17 protein-coding genes are annotated in these 17,082 nt (G+C 48.6%); 6 read left to right on the top strand and 11 right to left on the bottom strand.

The window, feature by feature from the left end; translation table 11 throughout:
* The first annotated feature begins 20 nt into the window (after positions 1–20).
* The gene (locus tag AC2YIT_RS21230) at positions 21–395 is read left to right on the top strand and encodes a helix-turn-helix transcriptional regulator (RefSeq protein WP_487280518.1); all 375 of its coding nucleotides are present in this window, start codon (positions 21–23) and stop codon (positions 393–395) included.
* Between the two features lie 91 nt (positions 396–486).
* Here AC2YIT_RS21230 and AC2YIT_RS21225 read toward each other — a convergent pair whose 3' ends face one another.
* Both AC2YIT_RS21225 and AC2YIT_RS21220 read right to left on the bottom strand, forming a co-directional pair.
* The gene (locus tag AC2YIT_RS21225; RefSeq protein ID WP_487280517.1) at positions 487–1,125 is read right to left on the bottom strand and encodes an MAE_28990/MAE_18760 family HEPN-like nuclease; all 639 of its coding nucleotides are present in this window, start codon (positions 1,123–1,125) and stop codon (positions 487–489) included.
* Complete coding sequence (locus tag AC2YIT_RS21220) at positions 1,115–2,260, bottom strand: GmrSD restriction endonuclease domain-containing protein (RefSeq protein ID WP_487280516.1); 1,146 nt, start codon at positions 2,258–2,260, stop codon at positions 1,115–1,117. Before AC2YIT_RS21220 ends, AC2YIT_RS21225 begins: the two co-directional genes overlap by 11 nt.
* Positions 2,261–2,756: 496 nt before the next feature.
* Here AC2YIT_RS21220 and AC2YIT_RS21215 point away from each other — a divergent pair, with 496 nt between their 5' ends.
* Together AC2YIT_RS21215 and AC2YIT_RS21210 are read left to right on the top strand one after the other, a co-directional pair.
* The gene (locus tag AC2YIT_RS21215) at positions 2,757–3,209 is read left to right on the top strand and encodes a MauE/DoxX family redox-associated membrane protein (protein WP_487280515.1); all 453 of its coding nucleotides are present in this window, start codon (positions 2,757–2,759) and stop codon (positions 3,207–3,209) included.
* 92 nt (positions 3,210–3,301) lie between these two features.
* On the top strand, positions 3,302–3,583 hold the full coding sequence (locus AC2YIT_RS21210) for a hypothetical protein (RefSeq protein ID WP_487280514.1): 282 nt from the start codon (positions 3,302–3,304) through the stop codon (positions 3,581–3,583).
* A gap of 52 nt (positions 3,584–3,635) precedes the next feature.
* On the opposite strand, the gene AC2YIT_RS21205 is transcribed toward AC2YIT_RS21210, so the two are convergent.
* The 6 genes from AC2YIT_RS21205 to AC2YIT_RS21180 all read right to left on the bottom strand — a co-directional run bounded on the left by AC2YIT_RS21205 (position 3,636) and on the right by AC2YIT_RS21180 (position 12,588).
* Positions 3,636–4,967, bottom strand: coding sequence for a peroxiredoxin family protein (locus AC2YIT_RS21205; RefSeq protein ID WP_487280513.1), 1,332 nt, complete (start codon positions 4,965–4,967; stop codon positions 3,636–3,638).
* Between the two features lie 17 nt (positions 4,968–4,984).
* A complete protein-coding gene (locus AC2YIT_RS21200) occupies positions 4,985–6,349 on the bottom strand; it encodes a RagB/SusD family nutrient uptake outer membrane protein (RefSeq protein ID WP_487280512.1) in 1,365 nt (454 codons plus the stop codon).
* Between the two features lie 4 nt (positions 6,350–6,353).
* Positions 6,354–9,911 (bottom strand): SusC/RagA family TonB-linked outer membrane protein, encoded by a 3,558-nt coding sequence (locus AC2YIT_RS21195; protein WP_487280511.1) that lies wholly within the window; start codon positions 9,909–9,911, stop codon positions 6,354–6,356.
* A gap of 123 nt (positions 9,912–10,034) precedes the next feature.
* Positions 10,035–11,207, bottom strand: coding sequence for a FecR family protein (locus AC2YIT_RS21190; protein ID WP_487280510.1), 1,173 nt, complete (start codon positions 11,205–11,207; stop codon positions 10,035–10,037).
* 66 nt (positions 11,208–11,273) lie between these two features.
* The gene (locus AC2YIT_RS21185; RefSeq protein ID WP_487280509.1) at positions 11,274–11,858 is read right to left on the bottom strand and encodes an RNA polymerase sigma factor; all 585 of its coding nucleotides are present in this window, start codon (positions 11,856–11,858) and stop codon (positions 11,274–11,276) included.
* A 349-nt stretch (positions 11,859–12,207) separates the two neighbouring features.
* Positions 12,208–12,588, bottom strand: a complete 381-nt coding sequence (locus AC2YIT_RS21180; RefSeq protein ID WP_487280508.1) for a hypothetical protein — start codon at positions 12,586–12,588, stop codon at positions 12,208–12,210.
* Positions 12,589–12,828: 240 nt separating this feature from the next.
* Between AC2YIT_RS21180 and AC2YIT_RS21175 the strand changes: the two genes are divergently transcribed.
* From AC2YIT_RS21175 to AC2YIT_RS21165, 3 genes are all read left to right on the top strand, one after another.
* The gene (locus AC2YIT_RS21175) at positions 12,829–13,632 is read left to right on the top strand and encodes a LytR/AlgR family response regulator transcription factor (protein ID WP_487280507.1); all 804 of its coding nucleotides are present in this window, start codon (positions 12,829–12,831) and stop codon (positions 13,630–13,632) included.
* Between the two features lie 206 nt (positions 13,633–13,838).
* Positions 13,839–14,480 carry a LuxR C-terminal-related transcriptional regulator gene (locus AC2YIT_RS21170; RefSeq protein ID WP_487280506.1) on the top strand — a complete coding sequence of 214 codons (642 nt, stop codon included), beginning with the start codon at positions 13,839–13,841 and terminating at the stop codon, positions 14,478–14,480.
* 165 nt (positions 14,481–14,645) lie between these two features.
* Entirely contained in the window at positions 14,646–14,912 is a 267-nt protein-coding gene (locus AC2YIT_RS21165; protein ID WP_487280505.1) for a hypothetical protein, read from the top strand.
* A gap of 330 nt (positions 14,913–15,242) precedes the next feature.
* Here AC2YIT_RS21165 and AC2YIT_RS21160 read toward each other — a convergent pair whose 3' ends face one another.
* The 3 genes from AC2YIT_RS21160 to AC2YIT_RS21150 all read right to left on the bottom strand — a co-directional run bounded on the left by AC2YIT_RS21160 (position 15,243) and on the right by AC2YIT_RS21150 (position 17,058).
* The gene (locus AC2YIT_RS21160) at positions 15,243–15,962 is read right to left on the bottom strand and encodes a GNAT family N-acetyltransferase (protein ID WP_487280504.1); all 720 of its coding nucleotides are present in this window, start codon (positions 15,960–15,962) and stop codon (positions 15,243–15,245) included.
* Positions 15,963–16,036: 74 nt separating this feature from the next.
* Positions 16,037–16,516 (bottom strand): hypothetical protein, encoded by a 480-nt coding sequence (locus AC2YIT_RS21155; protein WP_487280503.1) that lies wholly within the window; start codon positions 16,514–16,516, stop codon positions 16,037–16,039.
* Between the two features lie 11 nt (positions 16,517–16,527).
* Positions 16,528–17,058, bottom strand: coding sequence for a hypothetical protein (locus AC2YIT_RS21150; RefSeq protein ID WP_487280502.1), 531 nt, complete (start codon positions 17,056–17,058; stop codon positions 16,528–16,530).
* Positions 17,059–17,082 lie beyond the last annotated feature (24 nt).

Here is a 17,082-nt window from a genome sequence, read left to right as displayed (position 1 = left end):
ATTTCCCTAAACCCTGAACTATGCTCCTTTATGAAAACGACATCCAGCGGCTCAATGATATACAAACCTATTTATTGAACAATTTAGGCGATCGAGTCTTACTTTCCCAGTTGGTTCTGTCCTTCCACATCAGTCCGTCAACCTTGAAACGCCACTTCAAAAATCACTTCGGAACAAGCATAACTAAATACCTAAAACAAGTTCGAATGCAGAAGGCTGTGGAATTGCTCAGACAAGGCAAACATGTCAAAGAAGTCGCTGCGCTGGTCGGCTACAACGATTCCGATGCCTTCAGCCGTGCGTTTAAGCACTTCTTCGGCATAGCGCCGCTACAGCTACTGAAAGTTATAGAATCTGAGTCTCGACATCACCCTAGGATTGGGCCAGATAAATGACCGGCAGCATGGCAAAGCAAAGCGAAAAATCACGATTAGCTGTAAATGCTCCTCTATTCGATCCTGCTTCACGATATTAATTCGGGCCGTTCTACGATCTCCGGAACAGCCCTTGCACAGCTGAATTCTGAATGTCGTTATTTACCCGTTCAATCATCAAAATTATTTCAGCATGCAATGTTAAATATGCCTTTTTGTCAATTGGCAGATAATTGCCATGAGCTATATTATTTCTGTTCATTAGCAGCTGAGCATCGATCAAATTGGCTTTGAGGCTGTAAGGTGTAAAATCGATTCCAACCGAAATTAGAATATCCTTTAATACTTCAGAATTTAAATTTGATTGGGTATTAATAGAGTTTGTCGGAACGTTAGCTTTTTCCCCCAACTTACTCAACATAAAATCCAAGAACTCCGCGTGTCGTGAGGCTCTGTTTGAATCCTCAAATCCTTGTATTCTGCTCTTTAAAGTCATCGCAACGAAACAAAGATTCAAATCCTCAAAAGTCAATCCCTGCAGTGATACGAAATTAATGTAATAGTCGCACGCATTCTTTATAAAACCTTCCCAATGAGCGTAGAGAAGTAATACCGCGGCACGGATAGCTATCGCCTCCTTTTTACTTTTTGCAGCATTAACATCCGAAAGCAAAGCACTTAATTCTTTTTTCCGCCATGCTAAATCTTCATTAATCCGATCAACCAATTGATCTACAGTCCTAATCTTCATAACGGAAAATCTCTTCTCCTAGGGGAACAATAACCGGCACCCGTTGAGATGCCTTGAATCCCGCACCTGAATTCTTTGTATAATCAACATTCTCCCAAATGCCTTTCACCTTATTTCTAATATTCTCAAAGAGGGGTTCGCCAAAATCTCCAGGATAGTTTTGAATATTTTTCCCTAACCCAATGGCAATCAGTTCAAATGCCGAAATAAGGAAGGCGCCTCCAAACGTCCCCTTTGCTATATTGAATTTATTAAATGCGTTGTCATCCAAAGCCAACCGTAACAACCGGAACGTTTTTTTGAAATTTTCGGCAACAACATCATATTCGAAATTGGGGTCTTCTGCCATTGCACTAACGTGTTCGGTTAGATACTCGCCCAAATCAGCCGTTTTGCGCACATCGCTCGGATCTGTCGTAGTAAACACCAGATATCTCACAGCAAGCTCCATGTTATATTGCTGGTCTAGTAGCCGATCCGTCAGGGCAAGAGAATCTAAGAAATCCGGCTCGTTTGAAAGATCACGAAGCCAATTGTAGAAATCCCTGTTTACTAGTACTAGTAAACAATTTCTGACTTCCTGATCCGACAGCTGTGAGCCTAACGTGTTGAGTCGCTGGAACAATTCAAATTTAAAACTGCTATGGCTTTCTTTTCTGACGATTTTAATATCGATCTTTTCTCTCTTGAAGGCCAATCGCTGCGCAGACGTGAAACTAGTATTAATGTCACCGGTTTCCCACAATTTTCCATTTAGTGACGGGAGATACTTTGTACCCTCCAAAGTACTGGCAACAACCGGTTTCCCATCTTCCTCGCGTAAAATGCCCATAAACTCGAAAATCGTCGAAAGTCGCTGCAACCCATCGACAACATCCCAAACGCCGTCTTCTCTTTGAGCTACAAAAATAGATGGAATTGGAATACCTAGCAGGATGCTCTCTATCAGTTTAGATTTTTGGGTGATAGACCAGCGAAAAAAACGCTGAAATTCAGGATGAATGTCCAGCTCCCCATCTTTATACAAACTTGAAAGCTCCCCAATGGACATAGGGTATCCGTCCGTTGTAATTTCCTTCTTTGTCTTGTCTATCTCCGCTTGAAGAGCACTACTATTTTCGGTTTCCTCAGTCATATTGATCAAACTATTTAAAAGCTCTGCGATTTAGCTATTCTCGTTCTCTAATAAAAGGAAACCTTTGTAAAAATAATTATTACGCGACGAAGCCCTGAACACTAACTCCGCCAGTTTCATTCATTGCAAGGCTCCCTATACCGCGGTCGAAAATCTAGTATTACCGATAGGGAAACCCAAACCTTTCACTGCGTCATCTCACCTTCTACCGAAAAGAATGCCTAATAAACAAGCGCTGGTTTATTAGCCCCATTTGGCTAGCTGACCCATAAGTTCAAAATTGGTCCTTTCAGCAGGAAAATTGGTCTTTTCGGTCGGAAAGTTGGTCTTTTCGGCAGGGTAGCACTTTGCTATTGGATATAACTTTGCTTTACCAAGCAGCAGGATTTATTTAGCCCGGCACTACAACGAACGATCCATTTCCAGCACCAACAGATTCATCTCGTAGAAAACCCGCTGTGCGACAAGCGCGCAACCCTATAAACCTTTCGATCAGATGAAAAAGCAGTCCCTCCTTCAAATTGCCTACTTTCTGCTGTCTGTTCTTTTCCTCTATACGGCATTAAGCAAACTGCTGGATTTCCGGCATTTTGTCTCCGATATGAACGGGCAGCCATTACCGGACGTGCTCAAACCAGCATTGGTATGGATTATTCCATTTGCTGAAATCCTTATCGTGGTAGCTTTCTTTTTTAACAGGACAAGGATTGTTGGACTGTATTGCGCGTTTCTTCTTCTGGCGGCGTTCACGGCTTACACCATTATGGTAATGTTGCGGGCGTTCGACCGGGTTCCCTGTAGTTGCGGGGGATTTATTCGCTCCTTGACGTGGCCCCAACACCTGGCTTTCAACATGCTGTTTCTTGGACTTGCAGGAATGGGTTTATGGATTGAACACACGCGCCACCGGACAAATCAACCGGGCAAGATCTACAGTTTGCCTGCATAGATATTCAACCTTCTTTTTCGCGAAAAGGAAAGGGGAAGCCGAAAACCTTTAAACAGAGTAGGCATAAATCTTCACACACCAAATTGTTAACTATGAAAAGGTTACCACTTTTTTTAGCCGGTGCCGTTATCATTGCTATTGGTAGCGCCTTCACCACTGCCCCATCAAACCTGTTTTCCGGCGCAGAACAAAAGGATTTCTACGTCTTTAATGACGGGAGCCGTTCCAATACGGAGTATCCGTCTGCGGGTAATTGCCTGCCATCCGCTACAGAAAACTGTCATGCCACCTACCAACGCGAAAGCGCAGAGGATGAGTGGCAAATTGTTGGGTCGATAGTCAAAGGCGACAAGCCAGCCTCTGTAGGCAACTGACTCCAAAAGAAAGAGGCATTAAAAACGCCTCTTTCTCCTTTTTCAAACCTAACTATTTTGCATCTTTTATCACAAGCATTTCAATTTCCCTATCCTCTTCAAATACTTCCAATCCGTAACGCTTCATTGTATCCAAAAAGCAGGCTCGATCCCCATGCTTACAATTAATATCCATGTCGATTCTATATTTTAGATCAATTCCGGTCTCATCGATCACGGGGGTAGGGACGTTGTAAAAAGCATTTTCAAAACGGGTAAGAATGTTTCGAAAAGGCATGTATCTAAGTTTATATCCCGTAGGTGCCATAGGGTCATCACCCAGTTGTTTTTCCTCCAAAGGCCCTCCTGCAGATTCAGGTAGATTGCCGGTCTTCTTTAATACCAGGCATTTCACTCTTCGCTTTTCAAGCCCAAATTCGTATTCAGTAAAATATCGCTTCAGATCTTGTTGCATAAACTTGAACAAACGATCTTTCATTTCGAAAGGTACGACAAGCTCGTAGCTGTAAATATATTTATTCATCCAATCATCTTTAAGGCTATCTATTGCAGATCCTCTAAAGGGAACTTTATCTGCGCATTCGATTAGAATCCGACTGTCCGGTATAAAAGAGCGGAATCCTTTTTCCTCCGAGTAGGCACTGCGAATCAATGTTAACAACGGTAAGTTCAAATGATATATGTGGGCGCCATTAGCTGTCGAGTCGTCAAATTTCCGGTAAGTTCTTCCTTCACCTGAATCCGTGATTAACCCCATTAAGTAGGAATAATATTTCAGTTTGTCTCGTTGCCTTCCACCACCTTCAAATATCAACGGCTGCTTATAGTCAAAATCACGCTTTTCCGCCTTCACGGCCAGTTTCACTTCTTGTCCCGCCAGGTATTTGCTGATATTGGCAGCGGTTGTGTTATGGCCGTTCGTCAATTGTACCACTTTCCCCTCCGGGCTGATCCAGGCGTGTGTAGGAACTGTATTGAATTCAAAAAGCCGGTGAAAAGTCGTATCACCATAGACCATAGGAACCGTGCAGTTCCTGACGTATTCGTTACGCTGCCGGGTCTTATAAAACAATGCCGAATCGACGTCTGTCACCAGTAGTATCTGGATTTTGTCTTTGAACTGCTCCTGCAGTTTCTGCATGTCGGGCATATATAGAATGCAGCCCTTACAATTCGGCCCCCAGAAATCAATGATCAGTAGCTTTCCCTTGAAGTCAGAAATCCGCGCTTTGCTGGTTTTGTAATTGACCATATTGCGGATCATGCCGTCGGGGACCCGATCACCTATTTTCAGGTAGTTGGCCTGGTATGGCTTTTTCTTTTTTTGGGCAATAGATGCCACAGGCAATGCCAGCATTGCCAAAATGAAATATATGAGTCTCATGTTGTTCTTTTTAATTGTTATTCCCAACCGGGATTCTGCTCCATGCCATAATCCCTGACCACATAATCCGGGATCGGAAACGTATAGCGTTCGTCGCCTGGCGTTAGCTTATATTGTTTTCCTTCTATTGCTCTTGTCAAGGTTATAGCATATTCACTTTCCTGGTTCAACCTGCGCAAATCGCTCCACCTGATGCCGCGCAGCAGAAGCTCCTTTCGCCTTTCGCTAAGCACGATGAAAAGTGCCTCCTGCTTGTTTTGTGCTCGTAAAGGTTTGAATGTGCCGGCACGATACCGCTTGACGAGCAGTGCGTTCACATCATTCATGGCGGCTGCCACATCGCCCAATCGGGCTCGGCTCTCGGCCCGGATCAGGTATAGTTCGTCTGTTGCCACCCCTGAAAAAGTGGAAGCGATGCCAAAATAGTGCCCGCGAAAGCTTTGTGTAGAATCAGCATTTTGAACAAAGAACAGTCCTTTGCGCAAATCATTGTTACCGTACAGCCCATACAGCACCGGGTCAATCTTGCCACCGGGTTCGTAAAAGGAAAAATAATTGGCTGACAGCCCGCCATGAAGGATTACCTCCCCGTTAAATTGCGGGAAAGGGTAGCGCTGTGCGCTGTCAATCTCATTAAAGTCCATTAAGTGATCATACAGTTGTAGCGCGGAATCCGCGTACGCACCAGCCAGTTCATATTCGGCCATATTAAGATAGCATCGGGCTAACAGGCCGTACGCCGCAGGCCGTGACGCATCTGTTTTGAAACCGGGGATGTCTGGCAAAAGGTGTGCCGCTCTTTTCAGATCCGTTGTTATCCGGTTGTATGTTTCCTGAACCGTTGCCCTTGTAACTACGGTGTTCAGATCAGAGGACATCCTTAAATGTATCCCGGCTTTGGTAAGGCTCTGCGGACCGTAGGGCGGGGCAAAAACCTCTGCAAGGTTTAAAAACGCCCGGGACCTAAACAACAGTGCCCCCCCTTCAATTCGGTTGTGTTCACTGGTATTGTCGGTCGTCGGCGCGATTTGATTGACCGCTTCAAGTACGACATTACATTGCGTAATCTGCTGATAGCCTAAGTCCCACTCAGTCGCCCCATTTTGCCCGGCATAAGGATTACCCCATATATAGCCCCGCTGAAAAGTCTGCTCCTGGGAACGCCAGTCTTCGTCGGTAACGTAGCAATCTCCTGCCGCCACCTCGGCAATACCGCGGTAGTCATACCCGAAAACGGGTGTGCTGTTAAGTAGTAGCCGGAGATCGGCCAGGGTTGTCGGGACAATCATTTGGATATTACGCTTTTCGTCCAGCCAATCCTTCTCACAGCTGCTTAAAACTATCGCCAGCGAAAGCATTAAAAGTAAGTATTGTTTTTTCATTTGATTAGAAATTAGCCCGTATGCCTAATGCAATACTGCGGGGAGTGGGGATCAAATTGCCATAATCCGGGTCAATCCTGTGCCGGTTCGACCGCCAAAGGATTCCGACATTGTTCAGGTAGGTGTAAACTTCCGCCGAACCAATCCATGAACCTTTTTTACCCACGTACTGATAACTAAGCTGGATATCCTGCAAACGGATGTGGTCTCCTTTTTCTACGAGCGCGCTGCTCCGGCTGTAAAACAGATTCCGGGATGAATTGGACGGATAGACCATCGACGGCACATCTGTTTTCGCTTCATCGCCTGGCTGTTGCCACCTAAACGAATAATCGCTGTGGCTGGTATTGTTGGTAATCAGATTGCCGTAATTGACCGATGTTCTCCGGAAATAATAACCCAGCTTATAGCTGATGTTAAAGGAAAGCTGCAATGGGCCGTAGTGAATCGTGTTACGTATCGCGCCAAAGACTGGGGGCGTAGCCCTGCCATGGTACACCAGGCTGTCCAAAGGGCTTTGTAAAAGCGCGCTGTATACATTTGAAGCTTCCCCGTTCAGGTATCCCAGGGGGTCTCCTTTCTCTGCCGAAAGACCTGCCCAACGGTAACTGTAAATACCAAACAGCGGTTTACCCACTATGGGGGTGTAGACTATCGAAGATGCGAGCATGCCGCTGTAGTCGGTAAAAACATTACTTACGTCCGGCTTTAACGAATAGTCTGTGATGCGGTCATAGACATAGTTCAGGAAAAAAGTCATGTCCCAGCCAAAGCGTTTGTTTCGGAAAGCGCTCACATTCAGCTCCACGTCCAGTCCTCTTCCTTTCATGCCCGCAATGTTACCCTTGTAAGTGGCAAAACCGGTCGTTGCATTGAGCGGACCATAACCCATCAAATCAGTTCCCTTTTTCATGTAATAGTCTATGCTTCCCGAAAAGACCTGGCTTCTTGTTTTGAAATCAACTCCAAGGTTGACCACACGGTTTTTCTCCCACCTGAGCTTGCTATTGGGCGGGTTCACCAGCGTAGCATACGGTTGCCTGACCCAGTAAGAATTGCCCGCATAACGCGCGGTGGTAAAGGCTGTGACCGTATTATCGAAATTGCCGTTATAACCATAGGTCGCCCGGACTTTCAGCAGGCTGAACAATACAGGACCAAAGGGCTCCTGCGTCAGGTTCCATGATACCCCTGCTGACCAGAGCGGCACGCCCCGTTGGTTGCTCTCTACACCGAACAAATTGGATTCGTCTCGCCGCACGCTTACAGACAAGGTGTATTTTGAATCGTAAGTGTATGCCGCGTTTCCAAAATAAGACCGGAAGCGATCTTCAGTGCCTGATATTGCCGAAGGCACGGAGATGCTTGCGCTCGAGGTCGGCAGCGTTTGAAATGTCGAATCATAATTTACCGTCGCAAACGATCCAATGCTGCCGTCATAGCCATAAAACAAGGCGCTATATCCGGCTGTGCTCACCCTTCGAACATCGATCCCAGCTAAGGCATTAACTGCATGTTTGCCAAACGCCCGGTCGGCCGTCAGCTGGAACCGGCCATTATGTGCGGTCAGTTGGTCGTCGCTGGTCGAAAGGATATCGCCCAACGGAATATTTCGGACGATACCGCTGGCAGTCACCTGCGAAAACCTGTTGATCATGTTTCGGGTGTAGTAGCTTTGCTGGGTCTGCAAATTCCTGTACGCCGTTTGTTGTCCCTGGTATTGGTACCTGAGCTCCGCGCTGACTCCCGGCAACAAGGTATATTTGACACTGCTATTGACCCGGTTGGAGCGCTGCCTGCTGGACTGATCTGCCAGTGCCAGCTCTTCCAGGGGCCTGTATGCCCAATCCAGCAATCCGCCTGCCGTAGCCCGCTGCTTGTACGAAGTACGGTAGTCCTTGATGATCTCGGTGGCGTTACCCTCGTCATCAGCAAGCCGGGTATAGGGAAACACTTCCATAGAGCTGCTTGCTCCAAGGTTCTTTGCAACTTGGTTAACCTGATTTTTGCTTTGGGTGAAGATCAGATTTACCGAGGCTTCCAGGTTTCGGACCGGCCTGAAAACATTGTTCACATTCAGCGAAAAGCGTTCATAACCGTTACCCTTTTGCGCTGCTATATTTTTGTCATACCCGGCCGAAACAAAATAGCTGTGCTTGTCTGTTCCTCCGTTCAGGCTAAGGGCATATTGCTGGTTAACCGACCGCTGGTACAGGTACTTATCAATGTCATTGCGCACATCGTATTTCCTGAGCGCGTCGATTTTTTCCTGAGCCTGCGCTTCCGTAATACTACCCGAGCGCTGTTCAGCCAGAATCTCTGCCACCGGGGAAACCGGTCGCCGGGTTGTCGTGTTTGCCAGGTCGGAGTTATATTTCCCTTTTGAGAACAAGTCTGTTTCCATGTCGATAAACTCGCCCACCGACATTTTCGGGAGATAGAATTGATCAGGCTTGCCGCCCACCGTAACGTTACTGTTCACTGCAACTTTAGGTTTGGTGTTCCAGTTCCCTCTCTTGGTCGTAATAACGATGACGCCGTTTCCGGCCCTGACGCCCCAGATCGAAGCCGCCGCCGCGTCTTTCAGGATCGATACGCTCTCTATATCGTTAGGATTAATGCTGTTTATGTTTCCCTCGAAAGGAAAATTGTCTACCACGATCAGAGGTTCTTCGTTGGCAAGGATCGTACTGCGTCCCCGGATGCTCAGTTTCGTTGTACCTGTCCGCTCGTCAAATAGCAGCGAAGGCACAATCGCTTTCAATCGTGACAGTACGTCCGTACTGACCTGACGGTTGTAAAGCTTGTTGTCCACGAAACCAAATGACCCCGTCGCCCGCTCGGCCGGGACCAGCTCAAACCCCGTGTTCAGGATCGCAACTTCGGCCAGTTTAAGATTGGCTTCTCTTAATGTAACGTCTATCTGGCTCCGTCCCTGGACCGCAATTTCTGCCGGCTCATAGCCGATCATACTGAAACGCAAAACAGATTCCGCTTCGATACCTGAAAGCTCGTACCAGCCCTGCTCGCTGGTGATCGTTCCAGTCCTGGTCCCCTTGACCAGCACGCTCACACCGGGCAGCGGCGCGCCCGTAGAATCCCTAACGGTACCCCTTATACTTTGCCCTGGGTCAGGCTGCGGTTTCGTCGCTTTTGGCTCTGCGGCCTGCCTGGCTTTCGGACTCAGCAGGATCGTCTTGCCATCGATTTCGTAGTTGAAAGGCTGCTGCTCGAAGACCCTGGGCAGTAAGCTTTCCACGGTCACGTTCTTGGCTTGTACGGTAACCGGCCGGGCCTCTTTGAGCAGGGCAGCATCATAAAGGAAGGCATAGCCGCTTTGCCTGCCAATCTGCTCGATCACCCTTTCCAGCGGCTGGTCTTTGACCGAAAGGCTGACCTTCTGCGAGAAAGTCTCTGCCGCCCGCGTGACGGTAATGACTGTCAGTAATAATAGAGTGAGCTTCACCGTCCATAAATGTTTATGTGAAGATTTTGTTTGTAAATGCCAGGAAGGCGGGTGCAATACGCCCCTTACATCCTTGACATGCGTGTCAGAATGCATAAATTTGCATGGTTAGGTATTTGACTTATTGGTTTCAGACATTCCCATAGCTCACAAGACCTGACCCGCCGGAAGTGTTGCAAGCGCTTCCGGCTTTTTTGTCCTGGAGCTGTATCGTATTGCTTATCGCTCCATAAACAGCCTCCTTTCTTTTATTTGAAGTTTAACCCCACTTGTCTTTTCGATCATCCTGATCAGCTCCGACAGCCTGACCTGCCGCGGCAAGGTTCCATTAAATTGTTTGTCGGGAATACCCGCCGTATCCACTTCCACATCATACCAGCGGCCGATCTCCCTGAGCATCGCTTTCATATCTGTCCGCTGGAAACGGAACTGCCCCTGCTTCCAGGCCAGGGCGGCCTGGGCGTCCACCGGTCGCGTGGTGACCATGGAGCCCTGTACCCTTGCCTGGCTGCCCGGCGAGAGCAGACGGGTGCTGTGTTGTCTGGTTTCCGTTACGCTTACCGCTCCTTCCAGAAGCGTCGTGATACTCGCCCCCTCCTGCGGGTAGGCATTGATATTGAAATGCGTGCCCAGCACCTTAATCTGTTGCCCAGGGCTTTCGACCAGGAAGGGGCGCTGCTCGTCTTTGGCTACTTCAAAGTACGCTTCCCCGGTAAGCTCGACCAGCCGCATCTTATCGCTGAACTGTACCGGGTAACGCAGCTGCGTGGCCGCATTCAGCCAGACTTTTGTCCCGTCCGAAAGCGTCAGCCGGTAGGTTCCCCCGTTAGGCGTGGTCAGTGTGTTGTGAGCTGATGCCGCCTGCTGCTGATTTGCAGGCGCCTGGTAACGCAGCCCTTCGCCTTGCAGGCTGTGGATCGTTACCCCTGCATCGCCGCTTATCTCGTCTTCGAGCTCATCGTCCAACCCGATCACGCGGCCGTCCGAGAGCGTCAGCGTAGCCTTGTCCGATGCGGGCGCGGCGTCGTTTTGTGCCAAGGCTTGCTCTTGCCGGCTCTGTTCCCTTTCTTTTGCCAGGAAATAGCTGCCCGCAGCACTGCAAAGCAGTATGGCCGCGGCAACCCGGAAAGACCAGTGGCGGTAAAAAGGCCGCTCTTTTGTCCGCTGCTTAATGCTGCGAAACACCCGGGCGTCAAGCCGGGCAATGGTATCCCGCTGTATGTGCTCGTCGATTTCCACCGGGGATTCCAGCGCCTGCCGGATCAAATCGGTAAGCTCGCCTTTATTGCTCTCTTCGCCAAAATATTCAAGGATGCGCAACACATCTTCCGCCGAATGATGATCTGCCAGGTAACGCCGGAACACGGCCCGGATGTCTTCGTATTTGTCCAAGTTCTATCCCTTTTTCTGCTAATACGTCTGGCAGAAAAAAAGTAACGGTTCCCTTTTGATTTTTTTTTAATCGGCCAGCTGTAACGATAGCCAGATGACCAGCGGCAAGCTGCTTCTTAAAAAGTAGCCGCGCAAAAACTGGTTGGCCTTGACCAGGTGTTCATTGATCGTTGATCTGGATATCCCCAGTATGCTGCCTACCTCATCGTAACTTTTGCCTTCAAGTTTGCAGAGGATATAGACCTTTCGCCGCTGAGGCGGCAACAGTTCAACCGCCGCCCAAAGCAGCTTCCTTTCCTCGGCTGCCATGAATTGTTCCTCTACATGGCTGTAAAACTGTTCTGAAAATGGAGTGTCCTGTATCTGTAACCTGCGGTCCCTGGCAGCTCTTCTGAAAATGTCGTATACCATATTGGTACCGATCCGCGTCAGGTAGCCTTGAAACCGTTGTTCGGGATCGATACTCTCCCTGGTATCCCAAATTTTCAGGAACACATCATGGGCAACGTCCTCGGCCTGCTCCCGAGATTTCAGCATCCTGACCAAATTGGCAAACAGCGGCCGCTTGTACCGGTCGTATAACAGCGCAAAAGCCGCTGAATCCCCATCCTTCAGCCTGGCTATCGTTTCCTTTTCGGTTACTGGGCTCATATTCTCTGCTGCATGTTAGGATCCGGATCTCTTTATCGTTCAAGTTAAGCAACCGCGCGCTTACATAAAACAGCACCGGCACGTTTATAAAAATCGTATCAATACTTACCCAAAAAATTCAATAAGGCTCTAAAACAGAGGGCGTAATTCCCGGCGTATCGCAGTCAATCGTCTGGCTTCCAGCTCAAAATTATAGCCGGGCCGTTTTAGTCAGGCCCGGCTATAAAGCACTATTACGAACTATCCTATCTATGTAGCGATAGATATGAGCACACGAAGCTAAGCATTTTCCCATGCTATAAAACTGACCTTCGTCAGTTTTAGCTCCTATCCCGTTGTAGCTTAAACGTCAGGCATAACGTATCTGGAACCGTAATGTTCCCGTCGCCGAAATCCCCGTCGCCTCATTGTAGCTCGCCGTGATCAGGTTCCCCGAATCCATCCATTTACTGATCCGCAATTCCGGTGCGGTTTCTGTTGGGTCCAGGTAAACAGGGAGCCGGTTGGCAACTGCCATGCCCACGTTTGCCGCCAGATAGGCCACATAAACCTCGTCCATCCCGTCCAGGTAAGTGGTCTGGGCGGTGTCCAGGGTGAAATTTGCCTTGACCCAGTCGCGGAAAATAGTCCGGATCAGGTCGGCTTCGATCAGAAGACTCGCGTCCGGCAACGCATACAACTCAGCCGTCTTGGCGGCAACGCCGTCGCTGGTAAATGGTTGTTTAGCCATGGAGTGATTTGGATTAATTGAATAATAGAATCAGGTAAGTAGATCAATTGTATCTATAAGTTACAAATTGACTTGTAACTATTCAAGCATTTTCGCTTTTTTGCGTAGTTGTATTCTTACATAGATGTAAAGTCAAGCTACAAAATAGCTTGTAGTGAAGTTGTTAAAGTCTTTTGTCGTTTGATTGGAATGCGCTTGAATAGTTCTGTTGCTCTTAGGTTATCTACTTTCACATCCTGTTTGCCCCACTTGTTTGCGGCCCTGGTCGGCGCCAATATCATTGTACTTTTTGGGGTTAAGATCACTTTCCTGGAGGCATTGCTGCATCCGGAGTATTACAAAGCCATGGCCGGCAGCCTTCCCATTGCGCTGCTGCTGGTCGCCTTTGTTTCCTTTGTAACCCGTAAACTGGACGCCCGCTGGCGCTGGGCTGTAAGCCCCCTGCATCGCGGCCTGGCGCAGCTTGCCTTCGGCCTGCTGCCCGCTGCATTGGCCGCATTCCTGCTGGCTGCCCTGTACTTCCGTATCCGCGGCGTAAGTATCCTTGACACGCCCTACCTGCGTTTTGACTTCCCGGTCATCCTGCTGCTGATCGCAGTGATGAACCTGCTGTTCGTCATCGAATCGCTGTACAAGGCCTTTACAAGGAATGTGGAAACAGAAAAAGTGCCGGTTAGCGAAACCGTCGCGGAACCGTCGTTGCCCGCCAAGCAGGCATTAACCGTCTATAAAGGGAATCAGGTGCTACGCTTGCCGCTTGCCTCGATTGCTTACCTGGTATCGGAGGATGATTACCGCTACCTGCACACTTTTGAGGGGGAGAAATACCTGGTGTCCCAGACGCTCGATGAGCTGGAAACGATCTTGCCGGTTGCGCAATTTTTCCGGGCTAACAGGCGGCTGATCTTGTCCCTGGAGGCGTGCAGCCGTTACCAGGCCATAGAACATGGCAAGCTGCAAATTATTACCGACCCGGCGTTGCCTGAAAACCCGGTGGTAAGCCAGCGCAGGGCAAAAGCCTTTCGGGATTGGATTGATCAATGATTATACAGGATTAATCTATTTTCAACACAATTTATTAGCCGATAGATGACAATATCAGTTGATTAAACCATAAAATAAGCTACTTTAGTAAACCTGGGGTGACTATCCCGGGATAGTTCGAAATTTCGTGGTAAAGTTGAAAGGTTCGGACTATCATTATGTACGGGAATTCCCAATCCTGACAATCGAGCACCCTTTCTCAATCCATGAAACATATCCTGCATGGAGAGCATTTTGCCGTAGTGCGGCATGCCACCCAATCATTGTTGAAAAAATACTTACCCTCCTATAATTATCATCCGGCAGCATCTGCCCCGATGCTCCTGGACTTGCTTGCAGGCCGAAAATACGACGTGGTAATCCTGGGGGATTTCCCCCGGCAAAGTGAATTGATCACTGCCGTTAGGCGGATACGGCGCGCGGCCCCCGGCACGCGGGTCTTGGTCTTCAGTCAGGCACAGGAAAGTCTTTACGGCCCACATTGTTTGCAGAGTGGGGCTGCCGGGTTTATCTCGAAACGTTCTTCGACCAGGCAACTCGCCGAGGCTCTGAAAGTTGTCTTAACAGGAAACAGGTATATCAGTAGCGCTTTGAAAAATCATTTGCTGGAATACACCCTGCTGCACAACCTGCCAGCAGACAACCCGTTGCTGGCTTTGTCGGTCCGGGAAATCCTTGTGACCGACATGCTCTGCGAAGGAATGTGGATCAAGGAAATTGCCGGCAAGCTCGGTCTGAAAACCAGTTCGGTAAGCACATACAAGAAAAGAATCTTTAAGAAGCTCAACGTACAGACTTTGCTTGAAATGTACTGCAAGGTGCAGGAGTTGAAAATACAGGGCCTATGACGTTTACCAACACCCGTTAAACCGGTCTGATATTTATGCGGGTCTGGCCCTCCGGTTCCACCCCGATAATGACGCAGATCATTTTTTCTTTGTGACCTTATTGCGAACATCGGCCCCTCAAGCCATACCGTTTTATGGCTGTATTAAACAATCGGAGTTCGTATAATGATATTGGAAGAAAAAAAGAAACTGTACCGGGACCGTTTCCCGCCGGTATTGGCTCAACGCATGTGTGATCAAATGGACACTTTTCATATTATACGCAGAACCAACAGCAACGGGCACCTCGCATTGTTTTTTTGCAAAAACATCAGTCATACCGCCGAAGGTGGGCGCTTCTGGTCTGAAATCGCCGAACTGTACCTGAACAGGCAGGATCCTGATCTGATCGAAATCCATGAGCTGTTTGCAAAACATGCTATCCAGGTCTGACTTTCGAAATTGCAATGCCGGTTTTCCTGATCATGAAGTCAGTTATTTCTTTTGAAAAGACGGTTCCTACCCTGCGGCAGTACAACCAAATTCACCTGTACCTGGACAGTAACAACGCCGACTAGATCTGCACGGAGCAGATCCTGGCCTTAGCCTGCATGTCAAAGACGAACGCTACCGTTATAAAGGTTTCCAGGACGTCAATGACTTTCTGTTAACCAGCAATAGATCCAGGCTCCTTCACAGGCGCAAAGGGTTACGTCCAGGTATTGACACGCTCCTTGTTATCAGCCAGCGCGATTTCATCGGGCGGGGTAGCGCCGTATGGCTTTACAATGAGCTAATGATGGCGCAGTCACCGAAATAGATACCACCTTTGGCAAAATGCTTTATTTTACCTTCTGTCCGTGTTGCTCCCCGGGCAGACCACCGGATCTGCCAATCGGGCCGGCAGGGAAAAATTATCGGTAGGGCTAACAGCCCTGTTTGATCATCGACAGCAGGTTGCCAGCGATAAATAGGTTGCGTCTCCCTGATACGGTAGGGTTCCTTATCCCATACTTCGATCAGGTCTCCGTCGTGCCCGCTTCCTTTCTGAAGGAGCTGCTGATGCCGGGCAAGTATTTTGTAGAGATAAGCACCCTCGTCGTGTGCCCTATCATCGGGGAACCTTGCAAATCCTTCTTTTATCCAAAATCTTTCCGACGCTGCCGGCCGGCAGTCCAGCAAGATCATAACGATACCTTTCCGGGCCAGGTCTTCCTCCAGGTGATGTACAATGAGCGTTCCGAGACCTCTCTGCCGGCAGTCCGGATGGATTTCCGCTATGCTGATCGCCGCAGTCCGCTCTGATTCATACCAGGTGACAAATCCAATCGCGGCATTACCGACAGTTGCAACAACCATCTTCCCAAGCCGGTAAGACTTAACGATTATATCCCAGTTGCAGTAAAATCCAGCGCCCGTCCTGTCTTCAGCGGCAAGCCATGCTTCTATTTCCTGCAAATGAGAAGCAGTGGGGTGAAACAATATTTTAGTGTCTGTAAGCATTACGGAGTTTAAGTACGAAAACTAAATATAGTATTTTCCTGTCCTTCCGTATCTGACGAAGGCAGTCAGGATTACTATTTTTTCCCGACAAGGTCCTTTACAAATAACAGGATAACGCCCCCGAGCTTAGCCACCCAGGAAACGGTCACCAGTACTGCGGTTGTTTGTACGGAGGGGTGAAAATTGATCGCCCTTTTTTCTCCAAGGCCAAGCATAGCGTCCACGGTAAAGCCGGACAGAGCGATCAAAAAGCCGATCAGGCCCAGCTTTGTCGGCCAGTCCTGCGTCAGCTTAAAGCAATAAAACCGAAACCAGGTGCTCTTATCGACACTGACCTCTTCATCCTCGCTCGCTTTTGACAACCACGACCGGGATATCAGGACGTGATCGGTACTACCAAGCGGCCTTCTTTCGATTTCCAATACAACTGATCCCAGCTTATGACTGATCCTGGCATATTTAAAACCAGAAAGCGCTGCATGGGCAACTACCGCATTGAATTTTCCGACAGGGCTCCCGGCAGTGGGACTATTATTGGAATGGCGCATTTTCATGGTTCTGTCTGCTATTGGTCAGCTATTTTGTCGCTGAGCATGAAAAGAAAATTCGGAAAAGCGGACTCACCCCTTGAACCCTTATCCGCGGGGAAAGGAAGCTTAGCCATCAGGACGGCAGCGGCGATATATAGCCCTTTGGCGGCGGGTCCTGCTTGCTGGAGCTCGCGGTCAATTTCCGCATTTCCCCAGGAAACACGATTATTATTATCCTCCATGAGCTGGAAATAATTCGAATACCCAGGCATCCTGGACTGGAACTCCTGCAGATCCCTGAATTTTCCGCTTCGGTTATCCCCTGGTAAATCCGGGAAAGCGCCTTTGAAGCGGGTGAGCATTTTGTTTGAGCCTACTGAAGATGCTACCAATGCGCTGCCCGTTAGCGCCGCCGTATGGCAAGTAGCGCATACGTATTCCAATACTACCGTATCATAAGAGGCATGCTGGTCACAGGCAAATGCCTGGCAACGCCTGCAACATCCGAGCGGATCACCTGCCGATCCAGCTCCGCCGTGTTTACACCAATAACATTCTGCCGCCATGGTTAGTTAAGATTTATAATTTTC

The sequence above is a fragment of the Dyadobacter sp. SRI_021 genome (assembly GCF_057586235.1).
This window is presented reverse-complemented; position numbering and strand designations above follow the sequence as displayed.

Coding starts and splice junctions, on each gene's coding strand:
- AC2YIT_RS21215 (WP_487280515.1), top strand. CDS start 2,757: ATGAAAAAGCAGTCCCTCCTTCAAATTGCCTACTTTCTGCTGTCTGTT.
- AC2YIT_RS21195 (WP_487280511.1), bottom strand. CDS start 9,911: ATGCATTCTGACACGCATGTCAAGGATGTAAGGGGCGTATTGCACCCG.
- AC2YIT_RS21220 (WP_487280516.1), bottom strand. CDS start 2,260: ATGACTGAGGAAACCGAAAATAGTAGTGCTCTTCAAGCGGAGATAGAC.
- AC2YIT_RS21160 (WP_487280504.1), bottom strand. CDS start 15,962: ATGCTTACAGACACTAAAATATTGTTTCACCCCACTGCTTCTCATTTG.
- AC2YIT_RS21185 (WP_487280509.1), bottom strand. CDS start 11,858: ATGAGCCCAGTAACCGAAAAGGAAACGATAGCCAGGCTGAAGGATGGG.
- AC2YIT_RS21150 (WP_487280502.1), bottom strand. CDS start 17,058: ATGGCGGCAGAATGTTATTGGTGTAAACACGGCGGAGCTGGATCGGCA.
- AC2YIT_RS21200 (WP_487280512.1), bottom strand. CDS start 6,349: ATGAAAAAACAATACTTACTTTTAATGCTTTCGCTGGCGATAGTTTTA.
- AC2YIT_RS21155 (WP_487280503.1), bottom strand. CDS start 16,516: ATGAAAATGCGCCATTCCAATAATAGTCCCACTGCCGGGAGCCCTGTC.
- AC2YIT_RS21205 (WP_487280513.1), bottom strand. CDS start 4,967: ATGAGACTCATATATTTCATTTTGGCAATGCTGGCATTGCCTGTGGCA.
- AC2YIT_RS21225 (WP_487280517.1), bottom strand. CDS start 1,125: ATGAAGATTAGGACTGTAGATCAATTGGTTGATCGGATTAATGAAGAT.
- AC2YIT_RS21170 (WP_487280506.1), top strand. CDS start 13,839: ATGAAACATATCCTGCATGGAGAGCATTTTGCCGTAGTGCGGCATGCC.
- AC2YIT_RS21165 (WP_487280505.1), top strand. CDS start 14,646: ATGATATTGGAAGAAAAAAAGAAACTGTACCGGGACCGTTTCCCGCCG.
- AC2YIT_RS21210 (WP_487280514.1), top strand. CDS start 3,302: ATGAAAAGGTTACCACTTTTTTTAGCCGGTGCCGTTATCATTGCTATT.
- AC2YIT_RS21230 (WP_487280518.1), top strand. CDS start 21: ATGCTCCTTTATGAAAACGACATCCAGCGGCTCAATGATATACAAACC.
- AC2YIT_RS21180 (WP_487280508.1), bottom strand. CDS start 12,588: ATGGCTAAACAACCATTTACCAGCGACGGCGTTGCCGCCAAGACGGCT.